The 18,868-nt window shown below is 68.0% G+C and carries 20 protein-coding genes; 13 read left to right on the top strand and 7 right to left on the bottom strand.

What is annotated here, in order from left to right:
- Positions 1 to 24: 24 nt before the first annotated feature.
- A complete protein-coding gene (locus MHN80_RS17985) occupies positions 25 to 1,119 on the top strand; it encodes an XdhC family protein (protein ID WP_239402862.1) in 1,095 nt (364 codons plus the stop codon).
- A gap of 13 nt (positions 1,120 to 1,132) precedes the next feature.
- On the opposite strand, the gene MHN80_RS17980 is transcribed toward MHN80_RS17985, so the two are convergent.
- Positions 1,133 to 1,864 (bottom strand): enoyl-CoA hydratase, encoded by a 732-nt coding sequence (locus MHN80_RS17980; protein ID WP_239402861.1) that lies wholly within the window; start codon positions 1,862 to 1,864, stop codon positions 1,133 to 1,135.
- Between the two features lie 67 nt (positions 1,865 to 1,931).
- Between MHN80_RS17980 and MHN80_RS17975 the strand changes: the two genes are divergently transcribed.
- The 6 genes from MHN80_RS17975 (at position 1,932) to MHN80_RS17950 (ending at position 8,345) form a co-directional block, all read left to right on the top strand.
- Positions 1,932 to 3,083, top strand: a complete 1,152-nt coding sequence (locus MHN80_RS17975) for an NAD(P)-binding domain-containing protein (protein ID WP_239402860.1) — start codon at positions 1,932 to 1,934, stop codon at positions 3,081 to 3,083.
- Positions 3,084 to 3,146: 63 nt separating this feature from the next.
- The gene (locus MHN80_RS17970; RefSeq protein ID WP_033203714.1) at positions 3,147 to 3,479 is read left to right on the top strand and encodes a helix-turn-helix transcriptional regulator; all 333 of its coding nucleotides are present in this window, start codon (positions 3,147 to 3,149) and stop codon (positions 3,477 to 3,479) included.
- Positions 3,476 to 4,090 (top strand): hypothetical protein, encoded by a 615-nt coding sequence (locus MHN80_RS17965; protein WP_004020152.1) that lies wholly within the window; start codon positions 3,476 to 3,478, stop codon positions 4,088 to 4,090. Before MHN80_RS17970 ends, MHN80_RS17965 begins: the two co-directional genes overlap by 4 nt.
- The gene (locus MHN80_RS17960; protein ID WP_004020153.1) at positions 4,087 to 4,983 is read left to right on the top strand and encodes an ABC transporter ATP-binding protein; all 897 of its coding nucleotides are present in this window, start codon (positions 4,087 to 4,089) and stop codon (positions 4,981 to 4,983) included. The genes MHN80_RS17965 and MHN80_RS17960 overlap by 4 nt, the downstream gene beginning before the upstream one ends.
- Complete coding sequence (locus MHN80_RS17955; protein ID WP_101820312.1) at positions 4,980 to 6,209, top strand: ABC transporter permease; 1,230 nt, start codon at positions 4,980 to 4,982, stop codon at positions 6,207 to 6,209. Before MHN80_RS17960 ends, MHN80_RS17955 begins: the two co-directional genes overlap by 4 nt.
- Before the next feature lie 474 nt (positions 6,210 to 6,683).
- Positions 6,684 to 8,345 carry an HNH endonuclease signature motif containing protein gene (locus tag MHN80_RS17950; protein ID WP_239402859.1) on the top strand — a complete coding sequence of 554 codons (1,662 nt, stop codon included), beginning with the start codon at positions 6,684 to 6,686 and terminating at the stop codon, positions 8,343 to 8,345.
- A gap of 107 nt (positions 8,346 to 8,452) precedes the next feature.
- Here the strand turns inward: MHN80_RS17950 and MHN80_RS17945 are convergent, their stop codons facing one another.
- From MHN80_RS17945 to MHN80_RS17930, 4 genes are all read right to left on the bottom strand, one after another.
- Positions 8,453 to 9,742, bottom strand: coding sequence for a deoxyribodipyrimidine photo-lyase (locus MHN80_RS17945; protein WP_101820385.1), 1,290 nt, complete (start codon positions 9,740 to 9,742; stop codon positions 8,453 to 8,455).
- 14 nt (positions 9,743 to 9,756) lie between these two features.
- Positions 9,757 to 10,125 (bottom strand): FKBP-type peptidyl-prolyl cis-trans isomerase, encoded by a 369-nt coding sequence (locus tag MHN80_RS17940; RefSeq protein ID WP_004020157.1) that lies wholly within the window; start codon positions 10,123 to 10,125, stop codon positions 9,757 to 9,759.
- 58 nt (positions 10,126 to 10,183) lie between these two features.
- Positions 10,184 to 11,506 (bottom strand): citrate synthase, encoded by a 1,323-nt coding sequence (locus MHN80_RS17935; protein WP_004020158.1) that lies wholly within the window; start codon positions 11,504 to 11,506, stop codon positions 10,184 to 10,186.
- Between the two features lie 61 nt (positions 11,507 to 11,567).
- A complete protein-coding gene (locus MHN80_RS17930) occupies positions 11,568 to 12,518 on the bottom strand; it encodes a carbohydrate kinase (protein ID WP_239402858.1) in 951 nt (316 codons plus the stop codon).
- A gap of 125 nt (positions 12,519 to 12,643) precedes the next feature.
- Between MHN80_RS17930 and MHN80_RS17925 the strand changes: the two genes are divergently transcribed.
- The 6 genes from MHN80_RS17925 (at position 12,644) to MHN80_RS17900 (ending at position 16,392) form a co-directional block, all read left to right on the top strand.
- Positions 12,644 to 13,315 (top strand): allophanate hydrolase subunit 1, encoded by a 672-nt coding sequence (locus tag MHN80_RS17925; protein ID WP_239402857.1) that lies wholly within the window; start codon positions 12,644 to 12,646, stop codon positions 13,313 to 13,315.
- Positions 13,312 to 14,184, top strand: a complete 873-nt coding sequence (locus MHN80_RS17920) for a biotin-dependent carboxyltransferase family protein (protein WP_239402856.1) — start codon at positions 13,312 to 13,314, stop codon at positions 14,182 to 14,184. The genes MHN80_RS17925 and MHN80_RS17920 overlap by 4 nt, the downstream gene beginning before the upstream one ends.
- A gap of 153 nt (positions 14,185 to 14,337) precedes the next feature.
- On the top strand, positions 14,338 to 14,733 hold the full coding sequence (locus MHN80_RS17915) for a phage holin family protein (RefSeq protein WP_004020162.1): 396 nt from the start codon (positions 14,338 to 14,340) through the stop codon (positions 14,731 to 14,733).
- Positions 14,734 to 14,991, top strand: coding sequence for a DUF3618 domain-containing protein (locus MHN80_RS17910; protein ID WP_239402855.1), 258 nt, complete (start codon positions 14,734 to 14,736; stop codon positions 14,989 to 14,991).
- A gap of 52 nt (positions 14,992 to 15,043) precedes the next feature.
- The gene (locus MHN80_RS17905) at positions 15,044 to 15,313 is read left to right on the top strand and encodes a DUF4235 domain-containing protein (RefSeq protein WP_004020164.1); all 270 of its coding nucleotides are present in this window, start codon (positions 15,044 to 15,046) and stop codon (positions 15,311 to 15,313) included.
- A 44-nt stretch (positions 15,314 to 15,357) separates the two neighbouring features.
- Positions 15,358 to 16,392 (top strand): oxygenase MpaB family protein, encoded by a 1,035-nt coding sequence (locus MHN80_RS17900; RefSeq protein ID WP_064571262.1) that lies wholly within the window; start codon positions 15,358 to 15,360, stop codon positions 16,390 to 16,392.
- 14 nt (positions 16,393 to 16,406) lie between these two features.
- On the opposite strand, the gene MHN80_RS17895 is transcribed toward MHN80_RS17900, so the two are convergent.
- Entirely contained in the window at positions 16,407 to 17,480 is a 1,074-nt protein-coding gene (locus MHN80_RS17895; protein ID WP_239402854.1) for an isopenicillin N synthase family oxygenase, read from the bottom strand.
- Positions 17,481 to 17,524: 44 nt separating this feature from the next.
- Positions 17,525 to 18,793 (bottom strand): MFS transporter, encoded by a 1,269-nt coding sequence (locus tag MHN80_RS17890; RefSeq protein WP_239402853.1) that lies wholly within the window; start codon positions 18,791 to 18,793, stop codon positions 17,525 to 17,527.
- Positions 18,794 to 18,868: the final 75 nt, after the last annotated feature.

The following is an 18,868-nucleotide window of genomic DNA, read 5'->3' as shown; positions in this document are numbered from 1 at the left end:
TGATCTTCTGGTCCACTGGAGTACATGCGCGACGTCCTGCGGTCCCTGACCGAACTCCTCGACACCGGTGACGCGCGGCCGGTTGCGCTCTGCCGGGTCGTCGGCACCACGGGATCGGCTCCCCGCGAGTTGGGCGCCGCGATGATCGTGACCGAGGACGACACCGTCATCGGGTCGGTGTCCGGCGGCTGCGTCGAATCCGCGCTCGTGCACACCGCGCGCGACGTCCTGGCCGACGGCGTCGCCGTGGTCGAACACTACGGCGTCGACGATCCCGACGACCCCGCGCCGGGCCTCACCTGCGGAGGGCAGATCGAGGTCCTCGTCGAGCGGGTTTCCCCGACCGCCCAGCGCCGTCGGCACCTCACCCGCATGGTCGCCGCACTCGACGACGACGAACCGATCTCGTGGGCCACGACCCTCACCGACGACACCGACTGGTACCTCGCCACGGCGACGTCGCAGCCGGCCTGGCGTCGTCTCGACCGCGACGTCGCCGACCTCCTCACCACCGGCCGCAGCGGGCTCATCGGGGTCGACGACTGCGACGCGCCGTCCGACGAACGCCCCCGTACCTTCGTGCAGACCTTCGCCCCACCCGCGCGGCTGATATTGGTCGGCGCCAACGACTTCGTGCGGGCGCTCAGCTCACTCGGGACGAGTCTCGGGATGCGGGTGACGGTTGTCGACGCGCGACCGGTGTTCGCCACCCGCGCACGGTTTCCCGACGCCGACGACGTCGTCGTCGGGTGGCCGGATAGGTACCTGGCGGGCGAGATCCGGGACGGACGGGTCGGTGCGTCGACCTCGATCTGCGTGATGACGCACGACCCGAAGTTCGACGTCCCGACCCTGCGCGTCGCACTCGCTTCCCCGACCCTCGGTTTCGTCGGTGCGCTGGGGTCGCGACGGACCGTCGACGACCGCCGTCAACGTCTCCGCGACGCGGGCCTCGACGACGGGCAACTCGCCCGTCTGCGCTCACCGCTGGGGCTCGACCTCGGCGGGCACACACCCGGCGAGGCGGCCGTGGCCATCGCAGCGCAGCTGATCGCCGAACGGCATCGTGCGACGGCGACACCCCTCCACGCGGGAACCGGCCCCATCCACCGCCGGTAGCGAGGTGCTCCGCTCAGGACCCGAGGAACCTGGGCGCGCGCTTCTCGGCGCGGGCCGCGCGGCCCTCCTGCAAGTCGGAACTCTCCCACGCCCGCATCATCGCCGCGGCCCGATCGTCGGGCGCCGCATCGCGGGCACCGTCGCCGTTGAGGACGAGCTTGTAGTGCTGGAGCGTCAGCGGGGCGAGGTCGGCGATCGTGTGCGCCCAGTGCTGGGCATCGACGAGATCGCCGATGCGGTTCGCGAAGCCCAGCGAGTGGGCTCGATCGGCACCGAGCGGGTCGCACCCGATCAGCATTCCCCGGGCCTGCCCCGCCCCGACCAGTGACACCAGCCGCCGGATCGTCCACTCGTCCACGGCGACACCGATTTTCGCAGCCGGTATGCCCGCGATGGCGTCCGGTGCCATCACGCGGAGATCGGCGGCCATCGCCAGCTGCAGCCCCGCGCCGATCGCCGACCCGTTCAACGCCGCGATCACGGGCACCGGCGCGGTCTCGATCTGCCGCAGGGTGCCGACGAGGATGTCGAGGAAACCCTTGTCGTACACCGGACCGGACAGGTCGGCACCGGCGCTGAAGACCGGCCCCCGACCGGTCACGACGATGGCGCGGGCACCCGCCCCGAGCGCGGCGTCGAATGCGTCGGACAAGCCCGACAGCATCTCCTCGTTCAGGGCGTTGCGCTTGTCTACCCGGTCCAACTCGATCGTGACGACCGATCCGTCGGTGGTGGAGTGGATCATGGGCCACCACCCTACCGACCACACCTCGCATCGGCCTGACAGCGGCACGGCGTGACAAGGTGGTGGCGTGCAGATCCCCCCGACCGGCGCACAGCCCGCCCCGCATACGGATGTGTTGATCATCGGCGGCGGACAAGCCGCCCTCTCGGCGGCCTACTTCCTCCACCGCTTCGGGCTCGGCGATCGGTACCAGATGCTCGACCACGCCCCCGGGCCCGGCGGCGCCTGGCAGTTCCGGTGGCCGACGCTGACCCTGGCCACCGCCAACCGCGTCCACGACCTACCGGGCTGGGGTCTGGTCGAGGCGCTCGGTCTGGACTGCGACGAGCTACCGGCCGCAACTGCGGTCCCCGCCTATTTCGGCCGCTACGAGGAGAAGTTCGGCCTCACCGTCCATCGGCCCGTGCATGTGCGCGCCGTGCGACGTGAGGGCGACGGCTTCCGCGCCGAGCTGGGTGGCGGCGGTTCGGTCACGTCGAATCTGATCGTCAACGCCACCGGCACCTGGGACCGGCCGTTCATCCCGCACATCCCGGGTGCAGCCGACTTCCGCGGCCGACAGCTGCACACACACGACTACACGTCGCCCGAGGAGTTCGAGGGCAAACGCGTCCTCGTCGTCGGTGCGGGCATCTCTGCGATCCAGTTGCTGATCGAGATCGCCCGGGAGGCACCTGGGAGCGAGACGTTCTGGTGCTCGCGGCGCGAACCGGTGTTCAACTCCGGGCCGTTCACCCCGGAACAGGGACGCGAGGCCGTCGCCCGTGTCGAACGGCGTGTGCGCGCCGGGCTGCCCCCCACGTCGGTGGTGTCGGTGACCGGGCTGGCGCTCACCCCGACGATCGCGGCGGCGAAACGGGACGGGATCCTGACATGGCGCCCGATGTTCACCCGGATCACCGAGACCGGCGTGTGCTGGGACTGCGACGGCGGGACCGGTGAGGGCCTCGATCGCGCGCGCGTACCCGACCACCTGGACCTCGACGTCATCTTCTGGAACACCGGATTCCGCAGCGCCATCGACCATCTCGCCCCGCTGCGGCTGCGCGCGCCGGGTGGGGGGATCACCATGACCGGGCGCCTCGCGACCGTCGTCGACGCCGATCCGCGAATTCAGCTACTCGGCTACGGCCCATCGGCATCCACGATCGGCGCCAATCGCGCCGGGCGTGAGGCGGCGCGGGTCGCGGCCGAGTTGCTCGGCGTGTCCGCGCACTGACCCGACGGCGGGACGGTTTGCCCGCTCTTGACAAGTTGTTGTGTTTTCACAACACTAAGTCACGTGAGTCCAATACGCCGTGGGGAAAAGCTTCCCATCTACAACCGCATCGGCGTCCTTCGCGCCGAGCGTCGGATGTCGCGGGCCGAACTCGCCGCCCTCGTGGGCATCAACGTGCAGTCGGTGGGCGCACTCGAACGCGGTGACAACTATCCCAGCCTCGACCTCGCCTTCCGTATCTGCGACGTCTTCGACCTCCCCGTCGAGGCGGTGTTCAGCCGTCGAGAGTTCGGGGCGATGTCGGCGGCGCTCTACCACCGCGAAACATCCCCGAAGTCACCAGAATCACCACCCGTCCACACCATCCACACCGACGACACCGGAGGTGAACGATGACCGACCCCTACTCGGCCATCCCCGAGGAGGCAACCCCCGCGCTCTGGCGACGCTATGAACAATGGCGCGGTCAGCGGCATCAGGAATTCAATGCCAAGAACTCCCACCGTCTGACCTCGTGGCGCACCCGGCGCACGTTCCGGCGCCTCGTCGTGGCGCAGGTGTTCTTCGCGACCGTGCTCCTCTTCAGCTCGATCATCGCGTTCTTCACATCCGGGTGGTTTCTCCTCCCGTTCATGATCGGCCTGTTCGGGATCATCACGACGCTCTACCTGCTCCGCATCGTCACGGGCTCGATCGCCGACACACCGGTGACGGCACTCGACGAGATCCAGGTGGCGCAACGCAACTCGGCACGCTCGATCGGCTTCACCGTGCTGTACTGCCTGATGTTCATCCCGTACGCGGTGCTGATCGTCCTCAGCTTCCGCGACGAGGTACCCGGGCAGGCCGTCTACGGCTCGGCGATCCTGCTGATCACCCTCGTCCTGTCCGCCATCTGCGTGCCGACCATGCTGACCGCCTGGTGGATGGCCGATCCCGACCCCGAAGACCTCGAAGCACTGTCATCCGACCCGACAACCATCCCCAGTGAGGAGGGTGCGCCGTGACCGCACCACTGATCGTCGACGGGCTCCACAAACGCTACGGAGACCTCGTCGCATTGCAGGACATGACCTTTCATGTCGAGCCCGGTGAGATCTTCGGCTTCGTCGGCAGCAACGGCGCCGGCAAGTCCACGACGATGCGCATCATCCTCGGCGTGCTCGCCGCCGACTCCGGCGAGGTGCGGCTCGGCGACCGCCGCATCGACCTCGACCTGCGCCGCCGGATCGGTTACATGCCCGAGGAGCGCGGCCTGTACCCGAAGATGAAAGTCGGTGAGCAACTCACGTTCCTGGCGCGCCTGCACGGCATGTCCGCCGCCGAGGCCGAGGAGTCGGTCCGGCGCTGGACCGACCGGCTGGGCGTCGGCGCGCGCTACGACGACAACGTCGCCGATCTCAGCCTCGGCAACCAGCAACGCGTGCAGCTCGCCGCCGCACTGGTCCACGATCCCACCGTCCTCGTGCTCGACGAGCCGTTCTCGGGTCTGGACCCGGTCGCCGTGGACGTGATGAGTGACGTGTTGAAAGAGAAAGCAGCCGAGGGCATTCCGGTCATCTTCTCCTCGCATCAGCTCGACCTGGTCCAGCGGCTGTGCAATCGCGTGGGCATCATCGCCAAGGGCCAGATGCGTGCGCTCGGCACCGTCGACGACCTTCGCGCCCGCGACGGGGTCAGCCTCGAGATCACCGGGCCGCGTGCCGACATCGCCTGGGCCGAAGGCCTTCCGGGCGTGCGGAACGTGGAGTACGGCGAGACGACCCGGCTCCTCATCGACCCGCAGACCGCCGACGATCAGCTGATCCTCTCCACCGCGCTGCAACACGGTCCCGTCCACCGCTTCGCGACCTCGACCCCGTCCCTGACCGACCTGTTCCGAGAGGTGGTTTCCGCATGACCACGCTACGCGACACCCCGCCGACACCCGCCACCGGCGACACCAGAGCCACTGCCGCACAGGCCATTCGTCTCGTCGCCGGCCGCGAGATCACCACGCGCGCCAAGACCAAGTCCTTCGTGGTGAGCACCGCACTGCTGATGGTCGTGATCATCGCCGGTGCCATCATCATCAACCTGTTCTCCGGCGGGGACGACACCGAGAAGGTCGCCGTCGTCGGTCAGCCGTCAGCGGTCACCGAGTCCATCGTGTCCGTCGGCGAGGCGTCGGGCACCACCATCGCCACCGAACCCGCCGACACCGTCGAACAGGCGCGGGATCGCGTGAACAGCGGCGACGTGGCCGCCGCGCTCGTGCCCGGTGAGGCACCCGGGTCGTACGTCATCATCACCAAGGACAGCCTCGAGCCCGCGCTCGAGGGGCCCATCAGAACCGCGGTGTCGCAGGCGAATCTGACGGCGGCACTGTCCGAACGCGGCGTCGACGCCGCCACCCTGCCGACCGTCGACATCAGCGTGACCCAGACCGAGCCGGACAAGCCCGATGAGGGACAGCGTCTGCTCATCGCCATGGTCGGCGTGGTGTTGCTGGTCACGGCGATCATGATGGGCGGCACGATGGTCGCCGTCGGCGTCGTCGAAGAGAAGACGTCGCGGGTCGTGGAGCTGTTGCTGGCGACCATCAAGCCGCTGCACCTGCTGTGGGGCAAGATCATCGGCATCGGCGTCGTCGCCCTGGGCCAGGTGGTGCTGCTCGGCGCCACCGCGTTGATCGCCGGTACCGCGACCGGAATACTCACCCTCCCGGGTGCCGCCCTCGGGATGTTCGCGGCGGTGATCGCGTGGTTCCTCCTCGGGTTCCTGTTCTTCTCTTCCCTCTACGCGGCGACCGGGGCCATCGTGTCCCGACAGGAAGAGCTGAACTCGTCGTCGGCTCCGCTGACGTTCCTCGCGGTCGCGGTCCTGTACTCAGGCATCTTCGGTGTCCAGGCGATGGATTCGACGCTGATCGAGGTGCTCAGCTGGATACCGCCGTTCAGCGCGGCCCTGATGCCGATGCGCATCGCCACCGGCGACACCGATGCCGTGCAGATCATCGTGACGTTCGGTCTGATGGGTGCGGCGTGCGCCGCCGCCACCTGGATCGCCGCGCGGATCTACCAGCGCTCCATCCTGCGCACCGGATCGCGCATCGGGTGGGGTGAGGTGCTCAAGCTCGCCCGCTGAGGAGCGAGCTTCACGAAGGGTCCTGTTGCAATGCGTGACAGGACCCTTCGTAACGCCCCCTGCTGGTTGAGAGCCCCGAGCGAACCCGCCGGGCCGAGCAAGCGACGAAGGAGCGCGTCGAGGTGGAGGCGCCCGCCCTCCGCTGGTTGAGCCGGCGCCCTCCCCCCGCTGGTTGAGCCGGCACCGAGCGAAGCGAGGCGCCGAGTCGAAACCACCTGGCGACCCGAGAAACTCAGCTAGCGACAATCAGGCCGGAGCAATTTCGCACTCCAAGATTTGTTTCGTCTGCCAGTGCCGTCCCCACCCCAGCTACGCCGACTCGTGAATCCGCAAGCGTCGCAACCAGTCACGACAATGATCCGATCTACTGTCGAGACTCATCAGGGTTTGTCGGTGGTCGGGTTTACATTGGTCTGTAGCGGATCACCCTGGTCAGGGTGGGTGACGAAACAGGCGTCGGGGGGCGTTGTGAGGATGTGGACCGATCTACCGGGCGAGTTCGTCGCCGGGGTCGATCCTGCCCGCGCGGCCGAGACCGACATGGTCATGTTGATGGGCGGCCTCGACGCCACCCGACGCGGAGAGTCCTATCTCGCCTGGCATCGATATCAGACGATCGCGGCGATGACCGACCGGCTCGTCACCACCAGCGCCTCAGGCTTCGTGATGGACGGCCACGCCGACTGCGCCGCCCGGATCGCCCGCCAAGGCGCGGTGTCACGACGGCAGGCCGAAATCTTGATCGACGAGGCAATCGCCCTGCGTGACCGGCTCCCCGACACCGCGGACACCCTGCGTGACGGGTTCCTGTCGCAGTGGCAGATCCGGCTGATCCTCTCCCGCACCGAGCTGATCCCCGCCGACGACCCCATCATCCCCGCCCTCGACGCCGAGATCGCCGGTACTCTGCGCCGCCGCAGCGGTGTGTGGGATCGGGCGCGGTTGCGGGACATGGTCGACCGCCTGGTGTTCCGCCACGATCCGGATGCGGTACGCCAACGCCGCAAAGACGCGATGGACCAACGTGGGGTGTGGACGCACGAACTGCCCGACGGCACCGCCGAACTCACCGCCGTCATGTCGGCAGAGAACGTGCGGATCTCAGCCAAAGCCGTCCGCGTCCTCGCTGATGCGGTATGCAAACGAGACGGGCGCAAGCGCGGGCACCGCCAGTCCGATGCGATGTTCGCGCTGTTGACCCGCACGGCATTCGAGTGCCAGTGCGCCGACGACGAGCCCTGCATTGCCGACATTCCCGACCCGCAGAGTGTCCTCGACGCGGTGCGCGCCGAGATAGTGATCCATGTGGTCACCGACGCCGCCACCCTCGCGGGGGCGCCTGGGGTGGGGTTCCTCGACGAGCACGGCATCATCAGCGACGAGCACGTCCGTGACCTCGCCGCCCGCCCCGACGCCACCCTCACCCCGGTCACCCCGGCCCGCACCCAACCCACCTACGTCGCCACCAACGACGACGATCACCGGCGGACCGCCCAACGCCCGGCATCAGCCGAAGACACACGAGCCGACGACGACAACGGTGGCGCCACAACTCGATCGGACGGTGAGCCCGGCGACACCACCGCATCAGTAGCAGTGGTTTACCCGGCAACCCATCCCGGCAACGGGTACCGGCCCACCGCGTCGTGCGCTGATTTCGTGCGGGTGCGGGACGGCTATTGCACCGAACCCGGCTGCACCCGTTCGGCATTTGCATGCGATCTCGACCACGTCACCGAGTACGACCACACCGACCCTGCCCGGGGTGGGGCGACGTCGAGTGAGAACCTCAACGCCAAGTGCCGCCCCAGTCATCTCCTCAAAACCCACGGTGACTCGGTCGACGTGCAATACCGCGACGAAGACGGACGCCTGGTCACCGAATACGAGACCCCTGAAGGGGTCACCCTGCCCGGGGATGCCGAAACCCTCGAAGACACCTTCCCCAACCTGCGGCGAATCCGGTTCGAACAGGCCGCTCAAGCCCCACCCACCCCACACATCATCGCCTCCGTCGACAACTCGGAGCGCACCACCAGCCGACTGGACGCCAAACTGGCCCGCCGGCGACAAGAGCGCGCCCGGAACAGGAAAGCCCGCGAAGAGCTCGACCGCCTCGACCCACCACCCTTCTGACGATCTCATCCCTCGCGGGACGGCCAGCGAAGCTGGATCGGGCCAGTGCAGTCCTCGTGTGCGGCAGGTGGTTTCGACACGCTCGACCAGCAGGGGACGTTGCGGGACTAGATCTGGCCGAATCGGCGGAGCGCCTCTTCACGCTCGGCCTTGTGATCGACCATCGGCTCGGGATAGTCGTCGGCGTCGATGTCGCCCACCCACCGGCGGACGTACTCGCCGTCTGGGTCGAACTTCTTGGCCTGGGCCTCGGGGTTGAACACCCGGAAGTACGGTGCCGCATCGGTTCCCGTGCCCGCAGCCCACTGCCAACCGTGGTTGTTCGACGCCATGTCACCGTCGATGAGTTGATCGAGGAACCATTCCGCTCCCCACCACCACGGCAGGTGCAGATCCTTGACGAGGAAGGACGCGGTGACCATGCGCACCCGGTTGTGCATATAGCCGGTCTCGGCCAGCTGACGCATCCCGGCGTCGACGAGCGGGAAGCCGGTACGCCCGGCCTTCCAGGCGTCGAACCGCTCGTAGGCCTTCTCGTCGGTATCCAGATCGATGCCGTCGAACTGGCGATTCCAGTTGTGCCACAAGCTGTGTGGCCAGTGATAGAGCACATCGGCATAGAAGTCACGGAACGCGAGCTCGCGGAGATAGGCTTGCGCTCCCCCCGACCTGCCCAGATCCGCGGCGAGCGTGCGGGGATGGATGTTGCCGTATTTGAGGTACGCCGACATCCGGCTGGTGCTGTCCCCGGCGGGATCGTTGCGGCCGGAGTCGTAGTCGGCGAGATCGCCGTCGACGAATTCGGCCCAGCGCTCCGTGGCCGCATCCTCGCCCGCGGGGATGGAGAGCGTCGTCGGCGCGGCAGGGACCCGGATGCGTCCGGTCTTCGTCAGATCCGATGGGTCGACGATCTTCTTCGCCGGCACCGACGAGTCGGCGGGTGCGCGCCACCCGTGGTCACGCCACCGCTTCGAGTACGGCGTGAACACCTTGTACGGCGACCCGTCGTCTTTGGTCACCCGACCCGGCGAGACGAGGTACGGCGACCCGGTCGCCACGAGTTCGACGTCGCCGAGCGCGTCGGCGACGGCCTCGTCGCGTCGTCGGCCGAACGGCGCGAAGTCCTCGGAGATGTGGACCCGTTCGGCGTCGACCGCCCGGGCCAGCTTCGGGATCTCATCCTCGGGGCGTCCCCGGACGACGAGCAGCTTGCCGTCGAGTTTGTCGTCGATCTCGCGCAGCGAGTCGAACAGGAAGGCCAGGCGCCGCTCACCCGAGGACTTCTCCAGTCGCGGGTCCAGCACAAAGCACACGAGGACCGACGAATCGGTCCCCGAGGCGGCCGCGGCGAGCGGCGGGAGGTCGCTCAGGCGCAGATCACGCCTGAGCCAGACCAGTGAGGTCGCGGACGTCAGCCCACTCCGAGCAGGTCGATGACGAACACGAGCGTCCGTCCCGAGAGACGGTGGCCCGCACCGGCTGAGCCGTAGGCGAGCTCGGGCGGAACGGTCAGCTGACGGCGTCCGCCGACCTTCATGCCGGGGATGCCCTCCTGCCAGCCCGGGATCAACCGGTCCAGCGGGAAGTTGGCCGACTGGCCGCGGTCCCACGACGAATCGAATTCTTCGCCCGTCTCGTAGTCGACCCCGACGTAGTGAACGTCGACGATGCCGCCGCGGGCGGCTTCGGCACCCTCGCCGACGATGAGGTCGGAGATGGTCAGGTCGGCCGGCGGGGGTCCCGCCTGGAACTCGACCGTGGGCTTCTCGGTGCTGGTCACTGGACTCTCCTTTGAGTCGGGTGTGCGGCGGTCAGACGTGTCCGGCGAGAGCGGTCGCTCAGCGATCGCCCATCTGGACGTAGTCGCGTTCGGTGTAGCCGGTGTAGAGCTGACGCGGACGGCCGATCTTGGTGGTCGGGTCCTCGTGCATCTCGCGCCAGTGGGCGATCCATCCCGGCAGGCGTCCCAGCGCGAACAGCACTGTGAACATGCGGGTGGGGAAGCCCATCGCACGGTAGATGACACCGGTGTAGAAATCCACGTTCGGGTACAGCTTGCGCTCGATGAAGTAGTCGTCGTTGAGCGCGACCTCTTCGAGACCCTTTGCGATGTCGAGCAGATCATCCTGCACGCCAAGCGATTCCAGGATCGTATCGGCGGTCTTCTTCACGATCGCGGCGCGCGGATCGTAGTTCTTGTAAACGCGGTGACCGAAGCCCATGAGCTTGACGCCGGCTTCCTTGTTCTTCACCCGCTTCATGAAGTCCTTGGTGTCGCCACCGTCGGCGCGGATGTCGTCGAGCATCTCGAGCACGGCCTGGTTGGCGCCGCCGTGCAGCGGACCCCAGAGTGCGTTGATGCCGCCGGAGATCGAGGTGAACAGGTTGGCCTGCGACGAGCCGACGAGGCGGACCGTCGAGGTCGAACAGTTCTGCTCGTGGTCGGCATGGAGGATGAACAGCATGTCGAGCGCCTTCGCGACCTCGGGGTTGACCTCGTAGGGCTCCGCGGGGAAGCCGAAGGTCATCCGCAGGAAGTTCTCGACCAGGCTCAGCGAGTTGTCCGGGTAGAGGAACGGCTGACCCGCCGACTTCTTGTACGCGTAGGCCGCGATGGTCGGCAGCTTCGCGAGGAGGCGGATGGTCGACAGCTCGACCTGCTCGTCGTCCTTGGGGTCGAGCGAGTCCTGGTAGTAGGCCGACAGCGCGTTGACCGCACTCGACAGCACCGGCATCGGGTGCGCGTTGCGGGGGAAGCCGTCGAAGAAGCGCTTGAGATCCTCGTGGAGGAGCGTGTGGCGCTGGATCTTGGTGGTGAAGTCCTCCAGCTGCGCCGGAGTCGGGAGCTCGCCGTAGATGAGCAGGTAGCTCACCTCGATGAAGGTCGACTTCTCGGCCAGCTGATCGATCGGGATCCCGCGGTAGCGCAGGATGCCGGCGTCACCGTCGATGTAGGTGATGGCCGACTTGGTCGACGCGGTGTTCACGAAGCCACCGTCGAAGGTGGTCAGATTGGTCTCGGCCAGGAATTTGCCGAGCGCGACCGAGTCGGTGCCCTCGGTGGCCTTCAGGATCGGGAGCTCCAGCTGTCCACCGGGGTAGGTGAAGGTCGCTGAGGCCGTGTCGGACGCCTGGTCGGCTGGGACTGTTTCAGCAGACACACGAACCCCTTATTCAGATCAGAGATTTTTACAGTGTCCGGGTAGGACACACAGGTACAACCTAGTCGCTTCTCAGCTCGCCCGCCCACGGAGGGTCGGCCCCGGGCCTCGACACCGTCACCGCAGCCACGTGAGCTGCGAATTCGGCCGCTTCTCGCCACTCTTCGACGGTCAGTGAACGCACCGCGTCCGGGGAGAGCCGACCGTGCCGGTCCAGGTGGTGGACAAGGCCTCCGAGGACGCTGTCCCCCGCGCCGATCGTGTCGACGACGTCGACGGACGGCGCCGGCGCGGTCACCTCACCGACCGCTGTACGAACAGTGATGCCCGATGCCCCGGCTGTGGTGACAACCGCTGCCACTCCGTCACCCAGCCAGTCCGCCGCCGAACTGCCCGCAGGCCCGTCGCCGAGCCAGGCCGCGTCCTCGTCGGAGAGTTTGACCAGGTCCACCGACGACATCCAGCTGCGGAAACGGCGTCGGTAGTCGTCGGGGTCGTCGATGACCGCGGGCCGGATGTTCGGGTCCAGCACCACGACTCGACCCTCGGCGCGGCAGCGACGCATCAGGTTCTCGTACACCGTGGCACCGGGTTCGAGCACGAGCGACAGGGTCCCGAACGTCACCGCCGCGACGGTGGGCGGCAGCGCGCCCGGATCGGTGACCGCCCGGTCTGCGGTCCCCTCCACGTAGAAGGAATAGCGTGCCGATCCGTCGTCGGCGATCGTCGCCAGAGCCAGCGAAGTGGGCTCGTCGCGACGTTGGACCAGCGCGGTTCCCACCCCGGCAGCGCGGAGCGCATCGACGATCGCATCGCCATAGCTGTCGGTGGACACCGCTGAGAGCAACGACACCGCACTCCCCAACCGCCCCAAGGTGATTGCGACATTGAATGGACCGCCGCCCAGGGCGGGCTGCAGGGGCGCCAGGCCTCCTCGGTTCGCCTCGTGACGACTTCCGCCCTGCTGCACGACATCGACCAGCGACTCGCCGCAGACGACGATCTCTCTCACGGTCTCTCCTCGCATTCGCATGGGCCACCGGGCACGGCACCTCCACCGAGTCTGCCACCGCAACGCGGGCGCACGTCTGGACTTCGCGGGGTGGGACACCATGTCGCCCGGGGTAGATTCGATCCATGCACGAGCTGCCGGCGGGCCCCGACGCGGTGGTCCTCGACTTCTCGGCCGATGACGCCCCGTCGGCCGCGGTGCTCGCCGCGACCAGGGCGTTGCGCGCCGCGATCGATCGCGGCGAGCTCGCCGAGGTGACCGATCTCGTGCCCAGCGCGCACACCCTCCTGGTCCAGGCGAATCCGGGTCGCGGTGTGGACGAACTCGGTGTCCGCCGCGCGCTGCGACACCGCGGAACCGACGCCGAGCACGACAACGACGAGCGTGTTTCCGACGAGATCGTCATCCCGGTCGAGTACGACGGCGCGGACCTCGCGGATGTCGCTGCGGCACTGGACATGACGAGCGACGAGGTCGTCGAGGTGCACTGCCACACCCGATGGCGCGTCCAGTTCATGGGTTTCGCACCGGGTTTCGGCTATCTCGTCGCCGACGACGAGGCATCGCACCCGTTCGACACGGTGGGTCGACGCCGGGAAGCACGCACCAACGTTCCGGAGGGGTCGGTCGCGATCGCCGCCGGGTACAGCGCGGTGTACCCGAGGTCGAGCCCCGGCGGCTGGCAGTTGCTGGGCCGCACCGATGTTCGCCTGTGGGACGCGCACGCCGATCCCCCCGCCCTGTTCACCGCGGGCCGGATGGTCCGCTTCGTCGACGCCGGGCGCGGACGCAGATGACCTCGCTGACCGTTCTCGCGACGGGGCCTCTGGCGACCGTCCAGGATGCTGGGCGGCCCGGGTACGCACACCTCGGCGTCCCGCGGTCGGGGGCTGCGGATCGTGCGGCCCACGCTCTGGCCAATCGTCTTGTGGGCAACGCGGAGTCGGCGGCGGTGGTCGAGACGACGCTTGGCGGGTTGCGGATTCGCGCCGATTCCGACGTACTGGTCGCGGCGACCGGGGCGGACACCGTGGTGCGTCGCAACGGGATTCCCGCGGGGCTCGCCGCGGCTCTCGTGCTTCGTGCCGGTGACGAGCTGTCGCTCGACGCGCCCACCTGGGGGTTGCGCAACTACGTCGCCGTGCGGGGCGGTATCGACGTCGAACCGGTGCTGGGCTCGCGGTCGACCGACACCCTCTCCGGACTCGGGCCGCCTCCACTCGACACCGGCGCGCTGTTGCCCCTGGGTCGCGCCGCCGATGACTGGCCCACTGTGTGGTCCGCCCCCGCCGACAACGAGCACCCGCAGGTCGTCGTTCTGGACTGCCACACCGGCCCCCGTGCCGACCATCTCGCTGCACCGGCCGACGTGTGCGTCGGATCCTGGGTGGTCGGAACCGACAGCAATCGCGTGGGCGTGCGGGTCGACCGCGCCGAGGGCTCGGGGCTTCCCCTCCTCACGCACCGTGACGACGCCGCGGAGCTCCGTTCCGAGGGCATCGCCCACGGGTCGATCCAGGTCCCGCCGAGTGGCCGTCCGGTCATCTTTCTCGCCGATCACCCGGTCACCGGCGGCTATCCGGTGGTGGCGGTCCTCACCGCCGAGGCGGTGGATCTCGCCGCGCAGGTCGCTCCCGGATCGGAGATCCGATTCCGGCAACGCTGATCGGAGATCCGATTCCGGCAACGCTGATCGGAGATCCGATTCCGGCAACGCTGATCGGAGATCCGATTCCGGCAACGCTGATCGGAGAATCGACGTTTCGGGATCGCCGACCGAGGGAAGCCATAGACCAGCGTCCCGATAGGAGGTACGAGCGTGAGTGATCCGTCTGTGAACGACCTGTCGACCGTGCAGCTCGTCGAACGTCTGCAGCAGCAGACGACGACCCTGGTGAAGACCGAGCTGCAGCACGCGGTCGCGGAGATGAAGGGCAAGGGCACCCGGATCGGGGTGGGCGCCGGCATCTCCGGTGCGGGCACCTTGCTGGTGCTGTTCGGCCTCGGCACTCTTGTCGCGGCAGCCGTGTTGGGGCTGGCGAACGCGGTACCGGCGTGGCTGGCCGCGGTGATCGTGGGGGTGATCCTGTTGGTCATCGGCGGGGCCGCCGCCGCGATCGGAGCCAAACGGGCCAAGTCCGCGGTGCCGCCGGCCCCGGAGCGCACCGTCGAGAGTGTCCAGCGCGACGTGGCGACTGTGAAGGAGCACCTGTAGATGAGTGAGACACCCGAGAACAACACTTCGGCCGACACCCCGCCCCCGGTGGAGCAGCAACGCCAGGAACTGGCCGAGACCGTCGACGCGCTGGCCGCCAAGCTGGATGTCCCGGCGCGGGTGAACGACGCGGCGTCGAGGACGGCGCACACCGCACAGGTGAAGGCCCAGGAGAACTCGACCGTGCTGATCGGCGCGGCGGTGACCGCCGTGCTGGCCGTCGGCACCATCGTCATCGTCCGTCGTCGACGCCGCTGACCTCCGACCACGATCCGCCCAGGGTCCACCACCGAATGAGCGAGGAATTCGCATGAGTGCCGTATCGAAGGCGATGTACAAACCGATGTCCTTGGCGACCAGCGTGCTCGGCGGTATCGCCGCGGGCGCGGTGTTCGGTCAGATCTGGAAACGGATCTCCGACGACGAGTCGGCACCCGATCCGAAGGACCTCGAGCGCTCGAACACCGAGGTCCTGGTGGCTGCCGCGTTGCAGGGTCTCGTCTTCGGACTCGTCAAGGCCGCGGTCGACCGGGCCGGCGCACGTGGCTACCGGGCCGTGACCCACGAGAATCCCGAGTGACCGACAGTTGACACCGGGGTGAGACGAACCTAGGGTTTCGTCTCATGACCGAGGTTATGGACGCTGCGACGGAGGCCTGTCCCGTTCACACCGACGACGCGGCGTCGGCACACGAGTACGAGCCTCTCGGTCCGGATTCGCTGACCTGGCAGATCTGGGGCACCTGGACGGGAATGTTCCAGGGTCTGTGGGCCGGGTCGATCCAGAACATGCACCCCAAACTGGGCGCCGCGGTGTGGGACCACTCGGACTTCTTCGGCGAGCGATGGCAGCGTCTGATGCGGTCGCTGTATCCCATCAGCGGGGTGGTCTTCGATTCCGTCGTGCCCGGCGCGCAGACCGGGCTGGAGGTACGCGACTACCACCGGACCGTCAAGGGGACGATGGACGACGGGTCCCGCTACCACGCGCTGGATCCCGATGTCTTCTACTGGGCCCACGCCACGTTCTGGTACGGCAACGTCCGGCTGTGCGAGCGATTCGGCCCCTTCCTGACCGAGGACCAGAAGCGCCAGCTGTTCGAGGAGTCGAAGGCCTGGTACGCCCAGTACGGCGTGTCGATGCGTCCCGTGCCGGACACCTACGAGGACTTCCTGGAGTACTGGGACTACATGTGCCGCAACGTGCTCCGCGATCACGTCTCGGTTCGCACGGTCCTCGACATCACCCAGTTGCCGCCGCCGCCCTTCCTCGGCTTCATACCGACGTGGCTGTGGGACCGGTATCTGGTGCCGCAGAACCAGAAGCTGTTCATGTGGCTGACCACCGGGTTCTACGACGAGCCGGTTCGCGAGATCCTCGGCCTCGAGTGGACCGACACGGACGAGCGACGATTCCGGTTGCTGGGCAAGGGCATCAACCTCGTGATGCACAAGCTCCTACCCAAGCGGGTGCTGCGCCATCCGCGGCCGCGCGACGCATGGGACCGCGTCACCGGAAGAGTCGCCGCGGACGCACCGATCGTGCACACGCCCACGCGGAACCTGCCCCCGGAGAGCGAGCGCGACAACCCGATGCACTACTGCCCGGTGACCGCCGCACGGCGGGCGTCCTACCCCGGCGTGCTCACCGCTGACTGAGACCCACGAGTCTCCTACTGCTGACCCTGGCTTCGTCGCATGGCCTGCCGGACCCGTCCGGCCTCCCGGGTGGCGTGCGGGTTCGGACGTCCGGCCCGCGAGCCTGCCAGTTTCGCACCGATGTGCTCGCCCACGGTGATCGGTGAATAGCGGCTGCCGGCCCCGACGCACGACGGCAAGGTCGTGATCATCGCGTCGAGGTTCCCGTCGTGGAAGTAGGCCGCGGATCGGCGCCGTTCCACCGTGCCGTCGACGACGGGTGGCTTGACCCGATGCAGGGTCGAGGTCCATCGCTCGTTGGTCCAGCGCGCCATCAGATCGCCCAGATTGATCAGCAGCGCACCGTCAGCCGGACTCACGTCGTGCCATTCGCCGTTCTGATCCAGCACCTGTAGGCCTCGCACCTGGTCGGCCCACAGCACCGTCACGATGCCGTAATCCGTGTGCTCGCCCATGCCGGTCAGCTCGCCGTCGAGTTCGATCTCACCCGGCGGCAGGGCGTAGTTGTTCATCCGGAGCACGTCGAGGGAATGGTCGGTGAATCCCTCGAAGAAGTCGGCCGGCAGGTCGAGGGCGTCGGCAAAGATCCTGGTCAGTGTGTGGGCGACGCGGCGGGCCTCGCTGAAGTACGCCGAGACCGCCGCCTGGAAATGGTCGACGGCCGGCCAGGTGTTGGTCGCGTACTGGTCGGCGGGCAGGTCGAGTTCGGGGTATTGCGTTGCCTCGACCCCGACGTTGTAGGCCTCGAAGAAGTCGTTCATGCGTCCCGCGGACTCGACGCCCAGCGAGAGTGACAGGGATTCCGATGTCGGCGGCGCGTACCCGCGATTGATCTCCGGCGGTGTGCGGTAGGTCTTCTTCAGTTCGAGCGGAAGGGCGAAGAAGTCGTCCATGACCGCGGTGAACTCGTCGATGACCGCAGCCGGGATCTCGTGCCCGACGACCTGGATGAAGCCGACCGAACTCGCCGCGTCGTCGAACCTCGCCGCCACCACGGCCCGGTCGGCGGGATCGCCGTTGCGTGTGTACGGCGAGATGTCGATGAGCGGCACGTCGAATCCGGTGGCGGCGGCGGTCATGGCGTCCATGGTGGCACCGATCGCCGGGTCGCGCTGGTCGGCGAACCGGGCCCTCAGGTGCGCTGACCGGCGCGATAGTGCACGAACGCCGGGATCATCAGTGCGGCCACGATCGTCGCGATCACGACCGCGATGCCCCCGAACGCCGTCGCCGCGGCGACCCCGATCGAGGCGGCCGCGGCGCCGTGGGCGACGTCGGCGATCCGCGGGCCGCCGGCCACCACGACGATGAACACGCCCTGCAGTCGGCCGCGCACCTCGTCGGTCGCGGCCGCCAGCAGGATCGTCTGCCGGAACGCCGCGGACGCCATGTCGGCCGCCCCACCGATCATCAGCAGCACGACCGCGACGACGAGCATCGGCATGGCGGCGCCGTCGGCGAACGACACCGCGATCCCCGTCCCGGTGATCGCCAGACCCCAGATGATGATGCACACGATGACCGCGAGACCCTGCCGCTGCACGCGGGCGACCCAACCCGAGAAGATCCCGCCGACGACGGCTCCCGCGGCGATCGCCGTGAACAGCAAGGCGAACGCGATGCCACCGCCTTCGGGGCCACCGAAGTACTCGTGGGCCATCTGTGGGAACAGCGCCCGCGGCATGCCGAAGATCATGGCGATGAGGTCGACGAGGAAGGATGCGAGGAGGATCTTGTGCCCGGCCAGGTACCGAAGGCCGTCGAGGACCGAGCGCAGGCCCGCGACCTTCGGCGCTGCCTCGCTCTCCGGTCGCAGGGACGGCAACATGATGACGGCGATGAGCGTCGGCACCAGGAACAGTGTGTCCACGAAGTACAGGAGCGAGTAGCCGAGAACCGGGATCAGGGAGCCGCCGACCAACGGCCCCGCGATGGCGCCCGCTTGCATCACCGTCATGTTCAGCGACAGCGCGGCGGGCAGGTCCTTGGTGTCGAGGAGTCGAGGTAGTACCGCCGTCCGCGTGGGCTGGTTCACGGCGAAGAAGGCCTGCTGAACGCCGAAGAGCACCAACACGATCCAGACGTTCTGCCCGCCCACCGCGGCCTGTGCCCAGAACAGTGCGCTGCAGACGATGAGGCCGATGGTCGTGATGATCAGCAGGGTCCGACGGTCGACGACGTCGGCCAGGGCCCCGCCCCACAAGCCGAAGACGACGAGCGGGACCAGACCGAACACCCCGGTCAGCCCGACGTACGCCGAACTCCCCGTGACCTCATAGATCTGAGCGGGTACCGCGACGACACTCAGCTGCGCGCCGATCACGGTGACGATGTTCGCGAGCCACAGCCGCCGGAAGTAGTGATTGCGCAGCGGCGCGGTGTCGGCGAGAAGGCGGGCCATTTCCACGATGCTATGACCGCCGCCCGGGGGCGGGTCACGCAGGCCGACGACTGCCCTGTGGAGAGTGACGTCGGC

This window comes from Gordonia sp. McavH-238-E (assembly GCF_022348225.1).
In the GTDB taxonomy this organism is placed as follows: domain Bacteria; phylum Actinomycetota; class Actinomycetes; order Mycobacteriales; family Mycobacteriaceae; genus Gordonia; species Gordonia terrae.
The sequence above is the reverse complement of the archived record's forward strand: the minus strand, read 5'-3'. Positions and strand labels throughout refer to the sequence as shown.